The 21,911-nt window shown below is 64.9% G+C and carries 17 protein-coding genes and 1 pseudogene; 5 read left to right on the plus strand and 13 right to left on the minus strand.

Annotated features, from left to right (window positions below; genetic code table 11):
- Window positions 1-240: 240 nt before the first annotated feature.
- From CCR94_RS21270 to CCR94_RS21290, 5 genes are all read left to right on the plus strand, one after another.
- Entirely contained in the window at window positions 241-1,269 is a 1,029-nt protein-coding gene (locus tag CCR94_RS21270; RefSeq protein WP_104510062.1) for a helix-turn-helix domain-containing protein, read from the plus strand.
- A gap of 398 nt (window positions 1,270-1,667) precedes the next feature.
- Complete coding sequence (locus CCR94_RS21275) at window positions 1,668-2,063, plus strand: c-type cytochrome (protein ID WP_104510065.1); 396 nt, start codon at window positions 1,668-1,670, stop codon at window positions 2,061-2,063.
- Window positions 2,060-2,494: a twin-arginine translocation signal domain-containing protein gene (locus CCR94_RS21280; protein WP_104510067.1), complete on the plus strand. Its 435-nt coding sequence runs from the start codon at window positions 2,060-2,062 to the stop codon at window positions 2,492-2,494. The genes CCR94_RS21275 and CCR94_RS21280 overlap by 4 nt, the downstream gene beginning before the upstream one ends.
- Before the next feature lie 20 nt (window positions 2,495-2,514).
- Complete coding sequence (locus tag CCR94_RS21285; protein WP_104510070.1) at window positions 2,515-4,062, plus strand: FAD-binding oxidoreductase; 1,548 nt, start codon at window positions 2,515-2,517, stop codon at window positions 4,060-4,062.
- A 7-nt stretch (window positions 4,063-4,069) separates the two neighbouring features.
- Window positions 4,070-5,509 (plus strand): aldehyde dehydrogenase family protein, encoded by a 1,440-nt coding sequence (locus CCR94_RS21290; protein ID WP_104510072.1) that lies wholly within the window; start codon window positions 4,070-4,072, stop codon window positions 5,507-5,509.
- A gap of 787 nt (window positions 5,510-6,296) precedes the next feature.
- Here CCR94_RS21290 and CCR94_RS21295 read toward each other — a convergent pair.
- From CCR94_RS21295 to CCR94_RS21355, 13 genes and pseudogenes are all read right to left on the minus strand, one after another.
- On the minus strand, window positions 6,297-7,625 hold the full coding sequence (locus tag CCR94_RS21295) for a sensor histidine kinase (RefSeq protein WP_104510075.1): 1,329 nt from the start codon (window positions 7,623-7,625) through the stop codon (window positions 6,297-6,299).
- A complete protein-coding gene (locus CCR94_RS21300; protein WP_104510078.1) occupies window positions 7,622-8,299 on the minus strand; it encodes a response regulator transcription factor in 678 nt (225 codons plus the stop codon). The genes CCR94_RS21295 and CCR94_RS21300 overlap by 4 nt, the downstream gene beginning before the upstream one ends.
- Window positions 8,296-8,856 carry a cytochrome b/b6 domain-containing protein gene (locus tag CCR94_RS21305; RefSeq protein ID WP_104510081.1) on the minus strand — a complete coding sequence of 187 codons (561 nt, stop codon included), beginning with the start codon at window positions 8,854-8,856 and terminating at the stop codon, window positions 8,296-8,298. The genes CCR94_RS21300 and CCR94_RS21305 overlap by 4 nt, the downstream gene beginning before the upstream one ends.
- 1 nt (window position 8,857) lies before the next feature.
- Complete coding sequence (locus CCR94_RS21310; RefSeq protein WP_104510084.1) at window positions 8,858-9,136, minus strand: PepSY domain-containing protein; 279 nt, start codon at window positions 9,134-9,136, stop codon at window positions 8,858-8,860.
- Window positions 9,137-9,309: 173 nt separating this feature from the next.
- Window positions 9,310-9,708 (minus strand): hypothetical protein, encoded by a 399-nt coding sequence (locus CCR94_RS24745; RefSeq protein ID WP_146090134.1) that lies wholly within the window; start codon window positions 9,706-9,708, stop codon window positions 9,310-9,312.
- Complete coding sequence (locus tag CCR94_RS21320; protein ID WP_104510089.1) at window positions 9,705-10,016, minus strand: DUF3240 family protein; 312 nt, start codon at window positions 10,014-10,016, stop codon at window positions 9,705-9,707. Before CCR94_RS21320 ends, CCR94_RS24745 begins: the two co-directional genes overlap by 4 nt.
- Window positions 9,992-13,102, minus strand: coding sequence for an efflux RND transporter permease subunit (locus CCR94_RS21325; protein WP_104510091.1), 3,111 nt, complete (start codon window positions 13,100-13,102; stop codon window positions 9,992-9,994). Before CCR94_RS21325 ends, CCR94_RS21320 begins: the two co-directional genes overlap by 25 nt.
- 1 nt (window position 13,103) lies before the next feature.
- Window positions 13,104-14,195, minus strand: coding sequence for an efflux RND transporter periplasmic adaptor subunit (locus CCR94_RS21330; protein WP_158254862.1), 1,092 nt, complete (start codon window positions 14,193-14,195; stop codon window positions 13,104-13,106).
- A gap of 442 nt (window positions 14,196-14,637) precedes the next feature.
- Entirely contained in the window at window positions 14,638-18,351 is a 3,714-nt protein-coding gene (locus tag CCR94_RS21335; RefSeq protein ID WP_104510095.1) for an HAD-IC family P-type ATPase, read from the minus strand.
- A 37-nt stretch (window positions 18,352-18,388) separates the two neighbouring features.
- On the minus strand, window positions 18,389-19,633 hold the full coding sequence (locus tag CCR94_RS21340) for an MgtC/SapB family protein (protein WP_104510097.1): 1,245 nt from the start codon (window positions 19,631-19,633) through the stop codon (window positions 18,389-18,391).
- A gap of 67 nt (window positions 19,634-19,700) precedes the next feature.
- Window positions 19,701-20,348, minus strand: a complete 648-nt coding sequence (locus CCR94_RS21345) for a cytochrome b/b6 domain-containing protein (protein WP_104510099.1) — start codon at window positions 20,346-20,348, stop codon at window positions 19,701-19,703.
- Between the two features lie 424 nt (window positions 20,349-20,772).
- Window positions 20,773-20,992: pseudogene (locus CCR94_RS21350) on the minus strand (IS3 family transposase); the annotation flags it as partial.
- A gap of 79 nt (window positions 20,993-21,071) precedes the next feature.
- Window positions 21,072-21,902, minus strand: coding sequence for a DUF1194 domain-containing protein (locus CCR94_RS21355; RefSeq protein WP_158254863.1), 831 nt, complete (start codon window positions 21,900-21,902; stop codon window positions 21,072-21,074).
- Between the last annotated feature and the right edge of the window lie 9 nt (window positions 21,903-21,911).

Genomic DNA, 21,911 nt, shown 5'->3' on the forward strand with positions numbered 1-21,911 from the left:
GGTTCCGGCGACAAATCGCCAAAGGCGAGCCCCAACTCTCGATCATGACGTTTCCTCTCTTTTCTACAGTGGTAATTTAGTATTTAAATACCGAATTAGCAAGTTCGTTTTTTCCGCTCTCGGCGCCAAGAGTGGCGCCACGCTTGGCGCCACTCTTGGCGGGGACGGCGAAACCGCGAAACAGTTGAAGGAGCGCGGCAAGTGAGCAATCATGGCAGCCGTCATGCGGGAGTCGATCCAATGTCCTCGCCATGCCGCCAGAAACCGAGGCAGGAGCCGCGCGAATCGTATTCCGCGACCGACGCCCCGGCGTTCGCGCCTTCCGCAAGATGCCTCAGGCCCGAAAGGAAGGAGCGCATTCCCCTCTACCCGCTTTATGGAGACGAGACTTACGCCAGCCATCCCGAATTCCTGCACGTCGAAGACATCAAGAGCCGGTCGGCGCGGCATGGATGGGATATCGCGCCGCACGCCCACCCCGGTCTGTTTCAGCTGATGATGGTGACAGACGGTTTTGCGCGGGCGCGGCTGGACGGCGCCGTCGCCGAACTCGCCGGTCCCGGCGTGATCGCCATCCCGCCCTCGGTGGTCCATGGTTTCGAGTTGCAACCGGGAACCGACGGATTCGTTCTGACTCTCGCGGAGGGCCTGCTGTCCGGCCAAATGGCCGGCCGCGAGGTTTTGGCTGATTTCCTGCAAAAGCCCCTCGTGGCCGATCTTCGCCAGATGCCCGAACAACAGGAGCGCGTCCTCGCGATGATGCGGCAGGTCGCGCAGGAGTTCGGCTGGGGCCTGTCCAACCGCGCCCTGATGCTGCAATGGCTCGTTAGCGCCCTGCTGCTGCTGATCCACCGCTACATTCCGCGCGGGGCCGGCGGGCTGACCTTGGCCGAGCCGAAAGCCCGGCTCTACGCGCCGTTTCGCGATCTGGTCGAGCGCGAATACCGCGCGCAGCGGCCGGTTGCCTGGTACGCCGAAAGACTGGGCGTCACCGTCGGGCGGCTCAATCGCTCCTGCCACGCCCTGACCGGACGCTCGGCGTTCGAAATCATCACCGACCGCGTCGTGCTGGAGGCGCGGCGCCTGCTGACCTACACCGTGCTGCCGGTCGCGACCATTTCCTACGATCTCGGCTTCAGCGACGTCGCCTATTTCTATCGCTTTTTCCAGCGCGAAGCCGGCGCCTCGCCCGGCGAGTTTCGCAGATTGGTCCGGGGCGAGTTTGACTCCGCGTCGCCAGCCGGCGCGAAGGCTGTTCATGCGCTTTGATCAAATTGTTCACTTCAGTCAAAGCGTGACCTGCATCGATCGACGCCGATGCGCCACAGGCGCCGTTCCGCGCGTCCCGGCCTGTCCGGTTTCAGGCCGGAAGGCAGGCGCGTCCCCAAAATTTCCTCGCCAATTCAAGAAGGCGTCTTGACGCGTCCAAGCCAAGCCCGCGCATTCATGGCAAGCGCGCGCATGACAATCGCCCCGGCCCGGCCTGCGCTGTTTTTCCGGCCGTTTCTGGCGTCTGTCCGCCTTTGGCGAAAACGTATGAAAAGTGCATGCTTTTAAGATCTTCCTGCATTGCTTTCGCTGGCGATCGGTCAATAGTTTGATGGCGCCTGAAATGGCTGGACCGCAAAAAACGACAAGAGCGGGCGGTTCGCAAAAAACAATGCGATTTGGCGCAGGGAGAAACAAACACGCCGGCGGATGCGGGCCTGGCGCCAAACAAAAAAGCCAAGAAGAAAAAAGTGGAGGAGCAAGTGACGAAACTCAAGAGGATGGCCGTTCTCGCGGGAACGGCTTTTTGCGCGGTCGCGCCCGGCCAGGTCCATGCCCAGGCGGCCGGACAATGGGCAAATCCCACGCATGTCTACACCAAAATCTGCGGCAACTGCCACGAGATCGGCGTCGGTCCCCGGTTGAAGGGCCGCAAGCTCGAGGTGGATTTCATCCAGCAGACGGTGCGCCGCGGTCTTAAGGCAATGCCCGCGTTCCGCGTCACCGACGTCGATGACCCCATGCTGGTTAAACTCGCCGAATTCCTGTCCACCAGCGAGCGAGCCAGCAAATGACGATATCGAGACGTCATCTCCTGACCGCTGTCGCGGCGGGCGCCGCCACCGCCGCCCTGCCCTTCCCGGCATGGTCAGCCCCCCATGAAATTCTGACGTTGGCGGATGAAACCCTGCGCGCGACATTTTCCAACGCCCTGATCATCCGGGAGCCCGCGCAGTTGCGACAGGCGGCCGACTGGCTGGCGGCCGCGCCCAACAGGGCATTGACGGGCCTGCTGAGCGACGCCGACGGCGTGCTGCTCATGCAGATGGTCGCGCGCGGCTCGGCGCGCTGGCTGTGGAGCGACCACCACGTGTTCAAGGACGCGCCCTCGTCGGTCTGGCTTCGCGCCACCGCCCAAGACCTTGCAAGACTGGAGCGGGCGCCCGCGACCGCCAGCACGTCCGGCGCCGGCGGCGCCTGGTTTTCTTTCGCCGCACAATCATAAGAAAATTTCGGGAGAGTTTTATGGCCAGCAAATATATCGCCCTGCCCAAGGGCGTGTCCGAACAGGATTTCGACGCCGCCCTCGACGAATACCGCGCGATCCTCGGCGCCGAAAATGTCTATGTCGACGACTTGTACCTCGCGGCCTACAGCAAGATCATGATCCCCGACGCGGACGCCAACCACACGCCGTCCGCCGCCATCGCGCCAGCTTCCGTCGAGGAGGTGCAGCGCTGCATCGCCGTTTGCAACACCTACAAGGTCCCGGTGTGGCCGATCTCGACGGGCCGCAATCTCGGCTATGGCTCGGCGGCGCCCGGCTCGCGCGGCCAGGTGGTGATGGATCTGCGCCGCATGAACAAGATCATAGAGGTGGACGCCGATCTCGGCACCGCTTTGGTCGAACCGGGCGTCACCTACCAGCAATTGTACGACTATTTGCAGGAGCACAAGATTCCGCTGTGGCTGTCCTGCCCGGCGCCGTCCTCGATCGCGGGGCCGCTCGGCAATACCGTCGATCGCGGCGTCGGCTACACCCCCTATGGCGAGCACTTCATGTTCTCCTGCGGCATGGAAGTGGTGATGCCCACCGGCGAAATCTTGAAAACCGGCATGGGCGGGCTGGCGAATTCGAACACGGCGCAGGTGTTCAAATGGGGCTACGGCCCCTATCTCGACGGCATTTTCACCCAGTCCAATTTCGGCGTCGTGACCAAACTCGGCCTGTGGCTGATGCCGGCGCCGCCGGCCTTCAAACCCTTCGTCATCCGCTATCCCGATGAAACCGACGTCGGCGACATCGTCGAGACGATACGGCCGCTGCGCATGGCCATGATCATCCCCAACGCCATCGTGATCTCGCACGCGCTGTGGGAATTGGGGACGCAGCTCAAGCGCGCCGATTGGTATCAGGGGACCGATTCCATTCCCGACGACATCGTGAAGGAGCTGACGCGCAAGAAGAAAGTCGGCGTGTGGAATGTTTACTGCGGCCTGTACGGCTCGCCCGAGCAGATCGAGGTCAACTGGGCCATCGTCCAGGGCGCCATCAAGGCGTCGGGCAAGGGCGAAATCTTCACCGCCGAACAGGTTGGCGACGACCGCGCCTTCAAGTACCGCGCCGAATTGATGCAGGGCAAGATGACCACCGCCGAATTCGGCCTCTACAACTGGCGCGGCGGCGGCGGCTCGGCCTGGTTCGCGCCGGTCAGTCAGGCGCGCGGCTCGGAATCGGTGAAGCAACTGGCGCTCGCCAAGAAAATCCTCACCAAATACAATTTCGATTACGTGGCCGAATTCATCGTGGGCTGGCGCGACATGCACCACATCATCGACCTGCTTTACGACCGCACCAATCCCGAGCAGTTGAAAGCGGCCCACGCCTGCTTCGACGAACTCTTGGACGCGTTCACCAAGGCGGGCTACGGCACCTATCGCGTCAACACCGCCTTCATGGACAAGGTCGCGGACAGCTATGGCGCCGTCAAGAAGGACGTCAACCAAAAGATCAAGCGGGCGCTCGACCCCAACGGCATTATCGCGCCCGGCAAGTCCGGCATCTGGAACTGAGGACGCCATGCACGAGTGCAAGCTGTTCATCGGCGGCGACTGGGTCGCCGCCCGTTCCGGCCGGATCGAGGACGATTTCGATCCGGCGACGGGCAAAGTTTACGCCCGCGTGCATCAGGCGGGGCCGGAGGATGTGGAGGCGGCGCTTTCAGCCGCCCAGGGCGCGGCGGCGGAATGGGGCGCCTCGCCGCCCGCCCGCCGCGAGGAACTTCTGATCAAGACCGCCGACATTCTGGCCGCACGCGTCCCGGAGATCGCGGAGGTTCTGCGCTACGAGGGCGGCGCGACCTTCGGCAAGTCGATGTTCGAATCGACGTTTGCGATCACCCTGCTGCGCAGCGCGGCGGGCGAGGCGCGCCGGCTGTTTGGCGAGACCATGCCCTCCGACACTCCCGGCGTGATCTCCATGACCATCCGCCGGCCGCTCGGTGTCGTGGCGGGCATCACGCCTTTCAACTTTCCCTTCCTGCTGGCGATGAAAAAAGTGTGCCTCGCGCTCGCCGCCGGCAACACGTTTGTGCTGAAACCGTCGGAACAGACGCCGGTCATCTGCCTGAAGATCGCGGAAATATTCGAGGCCGCCGGCCTGCCCAAGGGCGTTTTGAACGTGATCCCCGGCGGCGCCGAAGTGGGCGACATCCTGTGCCGCGATCCTCGTGTCAAACTGGTGACGTTCACGGGGTCCACTTCCGTGGGCAAGCGCATCGCCGAGACCTGCGCGAAAACGCTGAAACGCTGCACGCTGGAACTAGGCGGCAAAAGCCCGATGATCGTCCTCAAGGACGCCGACATCGGCTATGCCGTGGACGCCGCCGCCTTCGGCATTTTCCTGCACCAGGGTCAGGTCTGCATGGTCAATTCCCGGCTCATCGTCGAGGCGCCGCTTTATCAGGAATTCTGCCAGCGCCTCGCCGCCAAGGTGGCGACGCTGCAAGTCGGCGACCCCCACCATCCCCATACGGTGATCGGTCCGCTGATCAGCGAAAAACAATGCGGCTTCGTCCAGAAGCATGTGGACGACGCCGTGGCCAAGGGGGCCAAACTGCTGTGCGGCGGCAAGTTCGAAGGCGCCTTTTATCAGCCGACCATTTTGGCGGGGATCACCGACCAGATGGAGGTCTGGCGCGAGGAAAGCTTTGGTCCGCTGGTCTCCGTCATCAAGGCCGAGGATTCGGAGGACGCGCTCAGGATCGCCAATGACACGGCTTACGGCCTGTCGTCGGCTGTGGTGACCAACGACCTGCAAAAAGCGTTCGACCTGTCGCTGCGGCTTGAGGCCGGCATGGTCCATGTCAACGACTGTACGATCAGCGACGAGCCGCACGTCCCGTTCGGCGGGGTCAAGGACAGCGGTTTTGGCCGCGAAGGCGGCCGCTGGTCGATGGAGGACATGACGGAACTGAAATGGATCACCATCCAGTTGGGACAACGCCATTTTCCATTCTGAGCCGGCGCCTCGGGCCGGACGGCGCGCCCGCGCGATAATGATCGACGGGGCGACGGACGATGAAACTCCCTCGCCCCGTCGATCTGGCAAACCCAGCCCGTCATCCAAAACCCGATGCGCGGCATGGAGGGGTGTGCGTTCATCAGCCGAATAAAGGGGCCAGCGCCCGCGCCTCGCCGTCAATCAGCAGGCGGTTCGGCGAGGTCGGCGAGAGGCCGCCAAGAGCGTTCGCGGGCAAGATCGGGACGCGCCGCGGCAAAGCGCTCCGTCAGCCGCTGGCGCGCCCGGTAGATGTCGGCCCCTCCCGCCCGACGATCGGCAAACATGCGTTTTCAGGATTTCTGACAGGAATTCGACAGCTTCGCCGGGCCAGGGTTTCTTAACTCGCCAGGGACCTGGCCGGCTGCTCATGGGCTTTTGCTCGCGGCGCAGGGAACGTCGCCCGGCTCTGGAAACCGTTCTTGAGAAGTTCCGAAGACATGAATAAAACTCTCGCACTCATCGCCACAAGCACGATTGTCCTGACTCTCGACGTCGGAGCCGCCAACGCGGACAGGGGTCCAGGCCTTGGTTCGGATGGGCGCCAAATGCGCGCCGAAAGTGTGAACAGTTGCGAGAAAAGACGATTCGCGTGCGTCCAGGACCTGGGGCCGACGCCGCGTCGGCTGTGGCAGGTGAGCTCTTGCCACAACGACTATCGCCGCTGTCTCGACCGCTGAAGAACCTCGCAAGGCGCCGGCGGTTTTGCGGGCGCCTTGCGAGGACGCGCCAAAGCGCTTTCGGCGCTTCATGCAATCCCGCGCGGCGTCGGCGCGAAAACAATCCGCGCCGTCGCTCCCTGACCGGGGAGCATGGTCAAGGCGAACGAGCCGCCATGGATATCGGCGATGCGGCCGACGATCTTCAACCCGAGGCCAAGCCGATCCGCGTTGACGGTCGCGGGCTTTGAAAACCGTCCGCCATCGTCGCGGACCGAAAATTCAGGACCGGGCCCGGCCTCGACGCGGATGGCTGCGCCCTTCCCGCTATGGCGCACGGCATTTTCAATGAGATTGCGCAGGGCGTTCTCGACCAGCGCCGGATGGCCCTTGAAAGGCTTCGGGCCCTTGTCGGCGAATTCGATCGTCTTGCCGGACGCATAGACCAGCGGCGCCAGCGCGCCGACGACCTGCTCCGCCATGTCCACGGGCTGGATCAGCGCGGCCTTGGCGAGGCCCGCGCCTTCGAGCCGCGCCAGAGCGGTCAATTGCTCGACAAGCCGATTGAGCGCCTCCAGATCCAGCTCGACTTTTCGCGCGCGCGGGTCGTCGATTTTTTCGAGTTCGAGACGCGCGATGGCGAGCGGGGTTCGCACTTCATGGGAAATCGCCGAGGTCAGCAGTTTTTGCGACCGCATCAGTTCGATGACGCGATCAAAGGCCGCGTTGACCGCCTGCGTGAAATGCGCGATTTCCCGAGGCATGCCCTCCGTCGGCAGGCGGTCGCCGGGCGCCAGCGGGTTCAGAGCGGCGACGCGCTCGGCGGCCTCCCCCACTGGCCGCAAGGCCTGGACGATCGACCAGGTGGTGGCGCCCAGCACGAAAACCAGCAGCAGGCTCATCGGCAAGATCAAGTGATCCTCGACCTCATGGGCCAGAACCTCCCAGAGCACGCCGTCGCGATCGCCGATGATCGCCACTTCGAGGACGATCGGCTCCGGCGTGGCGGCCACGACGCGCCCGCCCACGACATTCAGCGGCTTGCCCGGTGTGAGTTGCGTCATCCAGAAGGTGACCGGCTTCAGGTCGATCGGCAGGAATTGCGCCGCGCATTCCCTGTCGCAATTCTCGAACAGCACGGCGCCGCTCACCGCGCGCACGCGCGCGAAATAGCCGCTGTCGGCTTTTTGATAGCGGCCTCGCAGCGCGCCGGGCAGCGTGAAGCCGGTTGTCTGCGCGCCACTGACGAGACCCTGCGCCAGCGCCTCCGTCTCCATCCTGATCGCCAGACGCGCCAGGCTCTGGTCATCATACCAATATTCGGCGAACACACCGGCCAGTTGCGCCAGCATGGCGAAGCCCGAGAAGAACACGATGCGCCGGACGACAATGGTGACAAGGGAGGTTTGGCGCGTCACGGTTCGACCTCGCGCAACAGATAGCCGACGCCCCGGATCGTCTCGATCGCCGCGCCGGTGACCTGCCCCTCCAACTTCTTGCGCAGGCGCGAGACCGACAGCTCGACGGCGTTGGTTGAAAGTTCATCGCCGAATTCCGATAAGGCGTGCTCCAGCTTGCGCTTGGGCGTGACACGTCCGACGTCGCGCATCAAGACTTCGACAATCGTGCGCTCGCGCGGCGTCAGCGCCAGCTCGGTCTCGCCGCAGGCAAGGACGCCGCTGGCCGGATCGAAGCTGAGGCGGCCAGCGACGAGGATGGGCGGCGCGGTGTCGGGCGCCCGGCGCAGCAATGCGCGGCAGCGGGCGAGAAACTCGCCATGGTTGAAGGGTTTGACAAGATAATCGTCGGCGCCGGCGTCGAGCCCGGCGATGCGCTCGTCGATCGCGCCGCGCGCCGTCAGGACAAGGATCGGAGTCTGGACGGCGCGCTGGCGGATGTCGCGGATGAGGTCGAGGCCGTCGCCATCGGGCAGGCCGAGGTCGATCAACAGCAAATCATAAGCCGTCGTGGCCGAGGCTTCCTGCCCCTCTTCGATGGTCCCGAAGGCGTCGAGGCGCCAACCCGCGCCATGGACGCTCTCGGTCAAGAGTTCCCTCAGGCGCGGATTGTCCTCGACCAGCAGCAGCCTCATGCCCGTTTTCGCCCCGTGATCATCGCCCTGACGAGATTTTCGCCATGTCTCCAGCTTTCGAACAGAGCCGCGGCGACATGCGCGCCCGCGAACACGACAATGACGTTGGCGAGCGCCTCGTGCAACTCTTCCAGATTGTCATCGCCGAACCAGGCGTCGAGCGTCAGCATCCAGCCGGTCAGCGAGACGCCCGCCAGCAAGGCCATCAGCGCCAGCATCATCGCCGCGCCGGCCGGATTATGGCCGAGAAACCGTGGCGCGCGTCCCCGCGCCAGCGCCTTGAGATAGGCCGCAAGCGCGGACGGTCTTGGGACGAATTCCGAAAACCTTGCGTAGCGCGCGCCGACAAAGCCCCAGACGATGCGGATAGCCAGCGCCAAAGCGACGGCATAGCCGATCCAGCGGTGCGCGCCCTTGCCGTCGGTGAAGACGGCGAGGTTCAACACGCATCCGGCGACGACGCTCCAATGAAACAGCCGCACCACGGGATCCCAGACACGGACCTGCGACAGGGGCGGAAGGACTTCGTCTTCACTCGTCCCCGAGGGCGCGGCCATTTCAGTCGCCGATCTCGGATTTCACCACGTCGCCGTTGACGGGGTTGAAATAGACCTCGGCCTTCTTGCCGTCCTTGGTGTAGCCGTAGATCTCATAGCAGTTCCCGGACACCTTGAAGGTCTTGATCCGCTCGTAGCCCAGCGTTGCGACCTTGGCCTTCATGGCGTCTTCCGACATCCACTTGTCCTTGGCTTCGGCGGTGCAATTGGGCGCCGCCTGGGCCGCGAGCGGAGCGGCGACGACCGAGGCGAACATGATGGAAATGGCGATCTTGCGCATGGAAAGTCTCCTGTTGCGCCGGCGTCCCTTCCGGCGACAGGACCTTGCGCGGCCGAGGCTGTCGTTCCCCTGTCAATGACGCGAGAATTCCTGAGGATTTTTGCATCGCATGACGCCCCGTTTATGGGCTGCCCGCGAAGGATCCATAGTCCAACCTGCGTTGCAACATGGCCTCAGCGAGCGCCTTGCTCCAGGATGCCGCGGTCCATGCACTGGTCATAGGCGATGGCGCATTGGGTCATTTCGTGCGACCGCCGAGGCGCGGGGCCGATATCGAGCAAACAGGAATATTTTTCCTTCTCGCAGCTCTCCACATGTTCCCCGTGATTGCGGTGTTCTTCCCAATCGAACATACCCGCGACGGCTTTCGTCGGGTGGGTCATGATCAGCGGCAAGGCGACGAGAAAGCAAAAAAATGAACGGCTCATGATGAAGCTCCTCCTGGCTGACGCGGACGCAGGCGCGCGCGTCCCCGCCCTTGCTTTCGAGGAAATGACGGCGCACGTGAGGTCTGTCTCCACGACGGCGGAGCGACGCCACGGGAAGCGGCTTCGGTCGCGCAGGCTGTTCATTTGAACCGACCGAAACTCTCCACCGGCTCCACCCAATAGGCAAGGTCCGGTATGGCGCAGCCGGCGCGCACCTCGGCGAGCAGATCGGCAAGGCGCGCGCGCTCGATCACCATCACCAGCATGTTGCGTTCAATGCAGCCGCGCACTTTCTCGCGTGGCGACTTCCCGTCGAAGCTCGCGCCATGGCCTTCCGCGCGCCAGCTGGTGAAGCCCGGCACAGGCGGCGCCAGGTCGAGGAGAAAATCGACCACCCGATCCTCGGCGGCGACGGGATAGACCAATGTCAGTCTGCGGAGATCTCGATCCATTGACGTTTCCGAATGTGCGCTGGGGATGAGGACGCGCCGAAGCGCCTGAACGAAATGGGCAGGAGCACCAGGGTGAGCAAAGTCGATGTGATCAGGCCGCCGATCACCACAATGGCGAGCGGTTTTTGAATCTCCGATCCCGGTCCCTGCGCGAACAGCAGCGGAACGAGACCGAGCGCGGCGATGCTCGCCGTCATCAGCACCGGACGCAGCCGCCGCTGGGCGCCTTCGAACACGGCGACCTCAAGCGACGCGCCCATCGCCACGAGCTGGTTGAAATAGCTGACGAGCACGAGGCCGTTGAGCACGGCGATGCCGAGCAGGGCGATGAAGCCGACGGAAGCGGGCACCGAAAGATATTCGCCGGATATCCACAGCGCGATCACGCCGCCGACCAGCGCGAACGGCACATTGGCGAGCACCAGCAGCGCATGTTTCACCGAGCCGAGCGTCGCGAACAGCACGATGAAGATCAAGCCGAGCGCGATGGGGATGACGATCGCCAGACGCGCGGCGGCGCGCTGCTGGTTTTCGAATTGGCCGCCCCAGACCAGCCGGTAGCCGGGCGGCAGCGGAACTTGCGCCGCCACCGCCTTTTGCGCGTCCTCGACGAAGCCGACGAGATCGCGGCCGCTGACATAGGCCTGCACGATGCCGAAGCGCGAGCCGTCCTCGCGGTCGATCTTGACACCCCCCTCGGTTCGCGCGAGTTGCGCGACATCCCCGGCGCGCACGACGCCGCCGTCGCCGGTCGCAATCTGCATTTGCGCGAAGGCGTCCGGCGACTCGCGCACCTCCTGGGGTCCGCGCACAAGAATCGGGGTGCGGCGATTGCCTTCGATGACGAGTCCGCTCGGCGCGCCTTCAAGCAGCGCGCGCAACTCATCCTGCACGCGGTTGACCGACAATTTCGCGCGGCCGAGCGCGAGCGTGTCCAGCTTGATGTGCAGATAATCGACCGCGCCAGCGGCCGGCGTCACCACTTCCGCCGCGCCGCGCACTTTTGTCAGCACCGCCTTGATGCGGGTCGAAAGGTCGGAAAGCGTCGCGAGGTCGGGGCCGAAAACCTTGATCGCCAGATCGCCGCGCGATCCCGTCAGCATTTCGGAGGTGCGCATTTCGATGGGCTGGGTGAAGGCGAACTCGACGCCGGGGAAGCCGACCATCACGTCGCGCAACTGGCCGAGCAGCCAGTCCTTGTCCTGCACGCGCCATTTGTCCTTCGGCTTGAGCACCAGGAAATTGTCGGCCTCGTTGAGGCCCATCGGATCGAGACCGAGCTCGTCGGCGCCAACGCGCGTGATGATGCGTTCAACCTCCGGAATTTTATCGCGCAACGCCTTTTGAATTCTCCGGTCGAGGTCCGCGCTGTGGGCGAGGTTGATCGACGGCAGCTTGGTCGTCTGCATGATGATCGCGCCTTCGTCCATGGTCGGCATGAAGGCCTTGCCGACCGCGTTATAGGCGAAGACAGACGCGACCAACCCGGCGAAAGCCACCAGCACGATCGGCAGCGGGCGCCTGAGCGAAAAGCCGAGCGCCTTGCGATAGGCTGGCGTGAGCCGGCGCATGAGCCAGGGTTCGTGAGGACCTGAGACTTTCAGGAGCATCGACGACAGCACGGGAATGAGCGTCAGCGACAGCAAGAGCGAAGCGCTCAGCGCGAAGATGATGGTGAGCGCGACCGGCGCGAACATCTTGCCTTCGAGGCCTTGCAGCGAAAGCAGCGGCAGGAACACGAGGCAGATGATGACGATGCCCGAGGCGACCGGCGTCGCGACTTCGACCGTCGACTCGAAGATGAGATGCAGGCGCGGCATGGCGCCTTTTCCGGCGGAGCCGAGCCGTTCGACATTGTTCTCCACCACGACCACCGCCGCGTCCACGATCAGACCGATGGCGATGGCGAGGCCGCCCAGGCTCATGAGATTGGCCGACATGCCGAAGGCCGACATGATCAGGAAGGTCGCCAGCGCCGCCATCGGCAGGGTGACAGCGACGACGATGGCCGCGCGCAAATCGCCGAGGAACAGCAGCAGCAAAATGACGACGAGGACCGTCGCCTCGATCAGCGCCTTCTTCACCGCGCCCACCGCGCCCTGGATCAGGTCGGCGCGATCATAGAAAACATTGACCGACACGCCCGCAGGCAAACTTGTCTTCAGCTCGTCGAGTTTTGCGCGCACATCCTTCACGACGGCGCTGGCGTCGGCGCCGCGCAGCGCGATGACGAGGCCCTGCACCGCCTCGCCCTTGCCATCCTGCGTCACCGCGCCATAGCGCGTCACCGCGCCGATCTTCACGCTGGCGACGTCGCCGATGCGCAGGATGCGGTCCTTGTCGGTCTTCAGGACAATCTGTTCGAGATCGCGCGGCGTCTGGATCGAGCCTTCCGAGCGCACCACCAGCGCCTTCTCGCCATCGCTCAAGCGCCCCGCGCCATCGTTGCGGTTGTTGAGCGAAATGGCGTCGACGAGATCGGCGACGCTGAGCCCGGCGGCGGCGAGCAGGCGCGAATCCGGCGCGACTTCGAAGGCGCGGACGTGGCCGCCGAGCGTATTGACATCGGCGACGCCCGGAATGGTGCGCAGGGCCGGCCGGATCGTCCAGTCGAGCAGGGTCCGGCGCTCGGCGATGGAGAGTCCGTCGCCTTCCACGGTGAACATGAACACGTCCGAGAGCGGCGTCGAGATCGGCGCGAGGCCGCCGGAAATGTTCGCGGGCAGATCGGGACGCACGGCGGCGAAGCGCTCCGTCACCTGCTGGCGCGCCCAATAGATGTCGGTCCCTTCCTCGAAATCCACCGTCAGATCGGCGATGGCGTATTTGGCCGAGGACCGCACCACGGTTTTCCTGGGAATGCCGAGCAGCTCCATTTCGAGCGGCGCGACGACTCGCGTCTCCACCTCCGCCGGCGTCATGCCCGGCGCCTTCAGGATGATCTTGACTTGCACCTGCGCGATATTGGGAAAGGCGTCGATGGGGATGCGCATGAACGCATAGGCGCCGGCCAACACGATCAGGGCGGCGACCAGCAGCGCGAACAGGCGCTGCGACAGCGAGAATTCCACCAGACGACGCAGCATGTTATTCCCCGGTCATCATTTTTTCGAGCTGCGCCAAACCGTTGGTCGCCAGTTTCTGACCGGATTTCAGGCCTTCGGATTCCACCGTCGCGACATTGGCGGTCCTGCCCTTGACCAGGATCCCCACGGGGAGAAACCCGCCTTTGGTGCGGACGAAAACATGCGGGTTGCCGCCGATCCAGGCGATGGCGTCGGCGGAAATCTCGAATTCCCTGGCGGTCGCCGGCCGCACCACCATGATCGTGGTCGCCTGTCCGGTCATGTGATCCCGGCGCGAAGGAATTTCGGCGAGCAGCGTGGTCGAGCGCGTGACCGGGTCGAGCGTGATGCCGACGGAAATCACCTTTCCGGCATCGCCGTCCGGCAATTCGATGAGGTCGCCGACCCTGACCTTTCCGACCATCTGACCCGGTAATTGCGCCTGAAGCCAGAGTTCCTCGCTGGTGTCGATCAGAACCGCGGCCTCCATCGCCTGGACCGCCGCGCCCGGCGTCGGGCGGATCTCGACGATGCGGCCGTCGTTCGGGGCGGTCAGAGTGTAGCTGCCGTCGGCGTTGTGCTTGATCGCGCCCATCGCCAGCAGACGAACGGATTCCTTTGTGAGGGCGCGGACCTTTTCGACCTGCGCTTCGGCTTCGCCCACGCGGCCCGACGCGACGAGATCTTTCTGGAACAGGTCGCGCTGCCGCTGCGCCATGACTTCCGCGGTCTGCAGATCGGCTTCGGCCTGTTTCAGCCGCACCATTGTCTCCGACAGGTCGCGGCTCGCCAGCGTCACGAGAAGATCGCCCTTCCTGACGGTTTGTCCGGGAAGGACGTGCAGGTTGAGAACCGTGCCGGCAAAGGGCGCGGCGACGGCGATGCGCGCGTTCATCGGCGGGATGATCGTTGCCGGGAGAGCCACGACGATGCTCTTTTGCGCCAGGCGCACGTCGACCGCGCGGACATCGAACTGTTCCATCTGGTCCGCCTTGATCGGCAGTTCCTTATCGACGTCCTGCGCCGCCAGAGATGCGTCGCAGCCCAGCAGCAATGCAATCGGCAGAGCGGCGAGCCAGGATCGGTAAGAGCTATTGTGGTAAGCGCGCGCCATGACGAATCCAGTCTGGTCAGTATTCCCAAGCAATTCTGTTTCGCCCGCGCCGATCCGTGGGGTCGGCGCGGCGACCTTTTCATCAGGCCAAGGGGTGTCCATTGCTTGTCCGAGACCGGGTTATCAGGCGCGGAACCTGTCACTTCGCCGTCAGCGTTCCGTAATTCTCGACCCGCGCGAACGAAGGCGCGCGTCACCTCCCGTCGTCACGGCGCGCGTGGCGACCCAGATGAGCCCGGCCATTTGTGCGGCTGTGTCGCAGGCCAGCCCGCTTGCTCTTGACAAAATCCGCATACGACCTTCGACGTGTCCGATGCGCGCAATAACGAGGAAAACCCTAAGCGCTCAGGCCCTGATGGAAAGGATCGGAATATACCCAGACTCTCCGCGCAACGCCGGCCAACGCTTGGCGGCATCCGCTGAGCGCGCCGCGACTGACCACCTAATCGAACGACGACGGTCGCGGACTGCTGGCGCGCGGGGCCGCCTCCGCCTCCCCCGCCAGCCAACGCCAGACGAGTCCGATCAGGTCGTTCACCACGATGCAGGCCAATGCGGCGCCGGCCGCCTCCGCCAAGCGCGGCAGTCCCAGCGGCGCGAAGCCGAACAGGCCGCGCAACCAGGGCACGGACAGGGCAAGCCCCAGCGCGGCAATGGTGGTGATCACGACCAGGACCAGGGCGCGATTGGGGCGCATCAGCGCGCGGAACGCGCTGGTCTTGGTGGATCTGTTGGTCAGCATCAGGCCGAGATTGCCGATCACCAGCGTCACGAAAGCCATGCAGCGCGCGACCTCCTCGCCATGGGCGTCGCCAATCCCAAGCTGGAAAATCCCGAGCGCCGCGACCATCACCACGGCGCCTTGCAGCAGGCCGTGCAGCATGAGCGGCGCATCGAACAAGGGCGCGTCGGGTTTGCGCGGCGGGCGCGCCATGAGACCGTCTTCCTCCGGTTCGGCCTCGAACACGATCGAGGAGACCGGATCGATGATGAGTTCCAGAAACACGACATGAACCGGCCCGAGAACCATCGGCCATCCAAACAACACCGGCAGCAGCGACATGCCGGCGATCGGCACGTGAACCGCCAGAATGTAGCCCATGGCCTTGCGCAGATTGTCAGCGATGCGGCGCCCGAGCCGCACCGCCGTGACCAGGCTGGCGAAATTGTCGTCGAGCAGCACCAGCGAGGCCGCCTCGCGCGCGACGTCGGTGCCGCGTCCGCCCATGGCGACGCCGATATGCGCGGCCTTGAGCGAGGGCGCGTCATTGACGCCATCGCCCGTCATGGCGACGATCTGGCCCGACGCGGCGAAGGCCTGAACCAGTCGCAGCTTCTGTTCGGGCATGATGCGGGCGAACACATTTGTCCGCGCGAGACGGGCCGCGAACTGGCTGTCGTCCAGTCCTTCCAGCTCCGCGCCGGTCACGGCTTCATCGCTTTTGATGCCGGCCTGTTGCGCAATGGCCAGCGCGGTCGCGGGATGATCGCCCGTGATCATCACAACCCGAATGCCGCCCTTGGCGCAGGCTTCGACGGCGGCGCGCGCCTCCGGCCGCAGCGGGTCGGCGAGACCGACCAGACCCACCAGATCGAAGTCGAAATCATGCTGCGACTCCGGCCAGGCGTCGGTCGCCCATGCGGCTCGCGCCACCGCCAGCACGCGCAGGCCTTGCGCGGCCAGCGCCGCCACGTCGCGGCGCAGGATCTCGATCCGGTCAGCCGGAAGGTGGCACAGCTCCGCGACCGCTTCCGGCGCGCCCTTGGCCGCCACGACAAAACCCGTCCCGCCCTTGGTTTGCCAGACCTGCGACATCGCCAGCAGGGCGGGTTGCAGCGGATAGCCGTGCGCCAGCGTCCAATCCGCATGGATGTGATCCGTCTGTTTCAGGTATTTCTCGCCAAGATCGGAAAACGCCCGCTCCATCGGATCGAACGGATCGGGGCGGCTCGCCAGGATCGAAAACTCGACGAGAGCATGAAAACGTTCCGGCAGTTCCGGACTGGCCTGGGATGAAACGTCCCAATGCTCCCCTTCGGCCACCAGCGCCGTGACGGTCATCTTGTTCAGCGTCAGCGTGCCGGTCTTGTCGGTGCACAGCACGGTCACCGCGCCAAGCGCCTCGATGGCCGCCGAGCGCCGCGTCAAAACCTTGTTTTGCGACATCCGCCAGGCGCCGAGCACCATGAACACCGTCAGGACGAGCGGAAACTCCTCCGGCAGCGTCGCCATCGCCAGCGTGATGCCGGCGAGCACGCCCTTGATCCAGTCGCCTTGCAGCACGCCATAGGCCAAGGCGAGCGCGACTGACGATCCGATGCCGAGCACGGCGAAGATCATCACCAGCCTGCGGGTCTGGATCTGGAGCGGCGTCGGCGCGGCCTCGACGGCGGCGAGCGACGCGCCGATGCGGCCGATCTCCGTGCGCGCGCCGGTGGCGAACACACGCGCGACACCCGAACCGCGCACGATCAGGCTGCCCGACCAGACGTTCGGACTGTCATCTCCGCCGGGGCGGGCGTCCTCGGTTTCGCCCTCGCCAAGCGCCTTGCGCACCGGGACGGATTCGCCCGTCAACAGCGATTCATCGATTTCGAGATTCGCGACCTCAAGCAGGCGCGCATCGGCCGGGACGCGATCGCCCTCCATCAGTACGACAATGTCGCCGGCGACGACCTCGGCCCCCGGTATCCGCTGGCGCTTGCCATCGCGGATGACGAAGGCGCCGGGGCTGGTCAGATCCTTCAGGGCCGCGAGCGCGTTTTCCATGCGGTTTTCCTGAACCACCACAAGGAGGACGTTCAGGACCGCGAAAGCGAGCAGCACCAGGGCGCCGGACAGGTCGCCCACGATCAGATAGACGACGGCGGCGCCCAGCAGCAGTTGCAGCATCGGTTCGCGCAGGGCGTCAACAACAATGCGGAACACGCCGCGCTGATGATCCTGGGGCAGCGCGTTCGGGCCATCCTGCCGCAACCGGGCGGCGGCCTCCGCCGCCGTCAGGCCCTGATCGGCGGCGGTTTGCGCGCACGGCGCCTGCGTGGACGCCTTGGCGCCGCCCGGCGGCGCGGCCTCAGGCGGCGCATCAAGCTCCGGCGCCTCGCCAAGTCCTTGCTGCACATAGAGAACCTCGACCGTGGCCAACAGAATCAGCGTGAGCGGGGCGGCCAGCAACACGCCGAGCGGCCCGAACAGCACGCTGAAGGCGACGGTGGAGAGAATGGCGAGCACCGGGGGAAAAGCGGTCGCTTCCGCCTGCACCATCGGGGTGATGAAATTGCCCTCGACGAAATGCACCACCACATACATGCCGACGACCGAGGCGGCGTAAGTCGGCCCCTGCGTCAACGCCACCAGCGTGGCCGGGACCGCCGCCAGAATCGCGCCGACATAGGGAATAAAGGAGAGCAGGCCGCCCATCAGCCCGAGCGCGAAGGCGGCTTCTATGCCCAACATCCACAGGCCGCACCCGCTGAGCACGCCAATCGTCGCCATGACCACGAGCTGGCCGACCAGCCAGCGCTGCAACACCTGGCCGGTCACGCCAAAGAACGTCTCGGCGATCGGTCTTTGCGCGGGGGGCACGAGGCGCAGGCACAGATGCCGGTACCGCTCCGGTTGCGCCGCCAGATAGATCGCCACGAACAGCGCGACCACGCTGTAGGCGAGCGCGCGGGTGATCAGGCCGCCGGCGCTGGTGACCGCCGACGTCGCCCATCCCGTCGCATCCATCACATTCACGCCGCGCACCGTTTCGAGCAGTTTTTGCGCGTAAGGGAACTGGGCCATCCAGGCCATGAACAGCTTGAACCCGGCGGGCGCGGCCTTGATCACGTCGTTGAGCTGCGACGTGATCGTCGAGCCGAACACCCAGAGCGCCGAGCCGAACAGGCCAAGCCCCAGCAGGAAAACCACCGCCAGCGCGATGCTCCTGGGCATGTGGGCGTATCGGGCGATCAGCCGCGCCGCCGCGCAAAGCCCGATGGAGAGAAGAATGGCGCCGAACAGCAGGATCAGAATGTCGCTCAGTTGCCATACGGCGCCGGCAAGCGCGGCGATGACGAGAATGACGAGCAGGCGTCCGGTGAATGTCCCGAGATCCATGATTGGGGCGCCCGGTTGCGGCGAAGTCTGGCGCTGCCTGGTAATCAACATGGAATGCACCTCGCGCCGCTCCAGCGATATGGAACGGTCATCGGAAGAGTGTCGGGACAGCGACCGCCCAGGCCGCTGCAATTGGCGCGATCAGGCCCGGCGACATGCGCAGCGCAAAACCGCGCGAGCCCGCGCCCATCGCCATCGCCATTTTCGCCACGGCGTTGCTCGTCATCGCCGCCAGGATCGGCAATACGGCCTCCTGCGGAGTCGTCTTCGCCGAGGCGACCAGGGAAGCGATCGAAATGGCTGCGGCATGGGTGTCGACAAAGCCGGCGACAATCGCCCCTGCCGTGACGCCCGTCTCCCCGAGCCAGTTTCTCAAGGCCGCCGCGATCACCAGCATCACGGCCATCATCGCCGCAAGACCGAGGGCGGTTCCGACGCTGAACGCGCGGCCCGGTTCGCTGTCGGCGCCGCCCTCCGGCGTCGCCGCGCGCAGGGCAAAGACAAGGCCGTAAGCCGCTGCGGCGAGCGCGCCCGCCGCCAGCGCCGGGGCCATCAGGACAAGGGTCGGCTGGCTGACGATCACGAGCAGCAGGGCCAGTTGAACAAAGGTGGCGACGGTTGAAAAAACGCCCCCCGCGACCGCCGCCTTCATGCTTGTCGGGTCCTTGACCGCTCGGCCAGCCATGGAGCCGATGGTCGCCGTGCTGGAGACGAAGCCGGATGCGAAGCCGGCGACAGGCAGCCCCAGGCGCGTTCCCAGCGCCCGTGTCGCGACGTGCCCACAAGTCCCGAGCGCCATCACCAGTATGACCAGAAACCAGATGCTGTGCGGGTTCAATGCCTCAAAAGGGCCGAGATAGCGATCGGGAAGCTGCGGCCAGATGACCAGCGTGGCGACCGCGAGAACAAGCCCGTCCGTGACTTCAGCGCCGGTCAGGACTCGCGTCACAAAGCCATGCAGCGGCGCCTTCGCCGCGAGGATGACGGCGACCGCCGCGCCCAGGCCGGCGGCGAGTCCCGTATCCGACATCGCGAGCCCCCCGAGCAGTGGGGTCGCGACCAGGCCGATTTCGGTCGTCAGGCCCGGATCGTCATCAGGACTCCGCAAATAGGACAGGGCTGAGAGCGCCATGACGCTCGCGGTCACAACCGCCAGAAGCGGAACGCCGCCAAGATGGCTCGCGACCGCGCCCATCAGCGCCGCGAGCGTGAACGTCCTTATCCCGGCCGGGCGGCGGGCGGCGCCCACGCCTTTCGAACGTTCGCGCTCCAGCCCGATCATCAGGCCGACGCCGATGGCGATGGCGAAATTGAGCCACGGGACTGCGATCACGACTCAGACTCCCACGGTCGGCGGGCGCGGAACCAAACGCTTGAGTCGGCGCCCACCGCTCTCGCGCTCAATCTCCCGAGCGCTTCCGGCCGCTGAACATGGCGGCCACGAGATTCTCCCGATGCGCGACGCTGGCCAGACCGACGCCAAGAATGTGCAGGAGGATAAGCCCAAGGGTGATATTTGCGAGCGCCTCGTGCAACTCGCCGACCGCGCTCTCCCCGCCCTCGCCGTGCTTGCCGCCGCGTTCCGAGCGGCCCTTGTGTTCGTCGGCTTGCGCCTGCGCGATGACAAGGCCGTGAACGCTTGCGCGGGCGCCCTTGCCGCCATCGCCATTTGCGACCAGCCCGGTCACGACCGTCGCCGTCAGGCACACCAGAAGCGCCGCGATCATGTAGGCTGCGGCGGGGCTATGACCGATATAGCGTTTCGCGCGGCCGCGAACTTCGTCGGTGAGATATTTCAGCGCCGTAATCGGGCCGCAGGCGAAATCGCTGAACCGAGCATGGCCCGCGCCAACCAGCCCCCAGAGCACTCTCACCGCCACGATGAACCCGACGGCATATCCGCTCCAGACGTGAAGCTGATCGGGACCGCCGGACTCGTCCTCGCTGCTGAGATAGGCGACGGCAAACGCCACGACCAAAGCCCAATGGCCGTAGCGGACGAGGGGATCCCAAACTTGAATCGACGTTGGTTGATCTGTTGAAGACATCGCCGGATTTCCTCTTGTGATCACACGCCGACGTAGAGACGCCTCTCGCCATTATCAGGCGCTCTGACCGACGAGACAGGTTCGGAATCTACTCTGTTTGTCCTTGGGGGCGCCGGGTCACCCCGTCGACCAGGGCGGTTTTGTTCATTGTCTCTTTTCTGGCTTCGACGCCGATGCGGCGCGGCCGCGCGGGACCATGCGCCAGCCTCGCTGTCGAACGCCCGTCAGATTGACGAGATTCATTCGCTCAACCAGGGTCGGAAAACTCTCAGCCAGAGCCGGCGCCGGTTGTCTGAACATTTTCCCGCGAAAGATAAGTGGTGTTCTGCCGGGTTTGGGTCGTAGGGACTTGCCGCGCGTTTATTCCGATGGAGGGCGGGCGTAGCCCAACCGGAATTGCGACAAACGCGCGGCGGCGGACAATTTATGCGGCCAGCGCAATGGGGACTGGGGTGAGGTGGGCCTCGTCCGGCGTCCGCCGGTCAAGGCTCGAATGCGGACGCAGGCTGTCATAGGAGTTGAGATGCCGGGCGATCGACGCGTTCAACGAAGACATTGTCGCGCCACGCGCCCTTGCCGTCCCTGCTGATCGCAATCTTCTTGTCGATCAGAACGCGCGTGAACGCCTCGCTGGTGAACTGGGCGGATCACTGTTGATAATGCCTCGCGCGCGCAAGCCGGACACTTCCGAGGGCGACGTCGCGAAAGGCCGATCGTCATGGCTCAGTTGCGGTGAATGATGCCCGCGCGCGCCGAGGGATTTGCATTCGACATGGAAAGCTGACCCTGCCCCTGAACGCCCGAGGCGATCTCGATCAGGAACTTCCGGCGAAAGGCGCGTTCAAAATCATGATAGCCGTTGGCGACAATGTTGAAGGCGCTCGGGCCGCCGATGACATGCTGCTTGTACCAGTCCTCGATGGTCACGCCGGACGCATGCGGCTCATTGCGAAGCTCTTCGATCCCAAATCCTGGCGCGCGATAGGCGCCGGTCCCGACGACTTCATTCTCGGTTCGGATCGGCAGTCCGTTGATGGTCACGCCCTCGGCGATGGTCTTGTCGCGCTCGTCTTCCGCAGCGTGAGCGCCAGAACAATTGTCCGGACCGTCTCCGGAGACGTCGATGATGACGCGGCTCGCCTGACCGGGAACCGAGCGAACCAGCCCCTCGCGCGCCTGGCGCAACATGCCGGCGAGGCAGGTGAACTCGCCGGAGACGCGCGGCATCGAGCGGATCAGGCTGGCGATGCGATGAGCGTCGGCGGAACTGGCGATGATCCGCCAGGGCATGACCTCCTCGGCCTTGTCCGACCAGGCCAGCATGGCGATCGCCATGGCGTGGCGCTGGCCGCCGATCAGCGACTGGATCACCGATTCATCGTCCAGCGCCCGCGCGATTCCCTCGAACTGCACCCGATAGCGCGCATCATCCATGGAGCCGGAGACGTCGACGGCGAGGATCAAAGCAATGTCCAGCTGCTGCTGCGCCCGGGCCGCGCCAAAGCCCAGTCCGAGAAGTCCAACGGCCAGAGCGATCAGTCGGAACAGGCTCATCGCGCCTCC

The sequence above is a fragment of the Rhodoblastus sphagnicola genome (assembly GCF_002937075.1).
In the GTDB taxonomy this organism is placed as follows: domain Bacteria; phylum Pseudomonadota; class Alphaproteobacteria; order Rhizobiales; family Beijerinckiaceae; genus Rhodoblastus; species Rhodoblastus sphagnicola.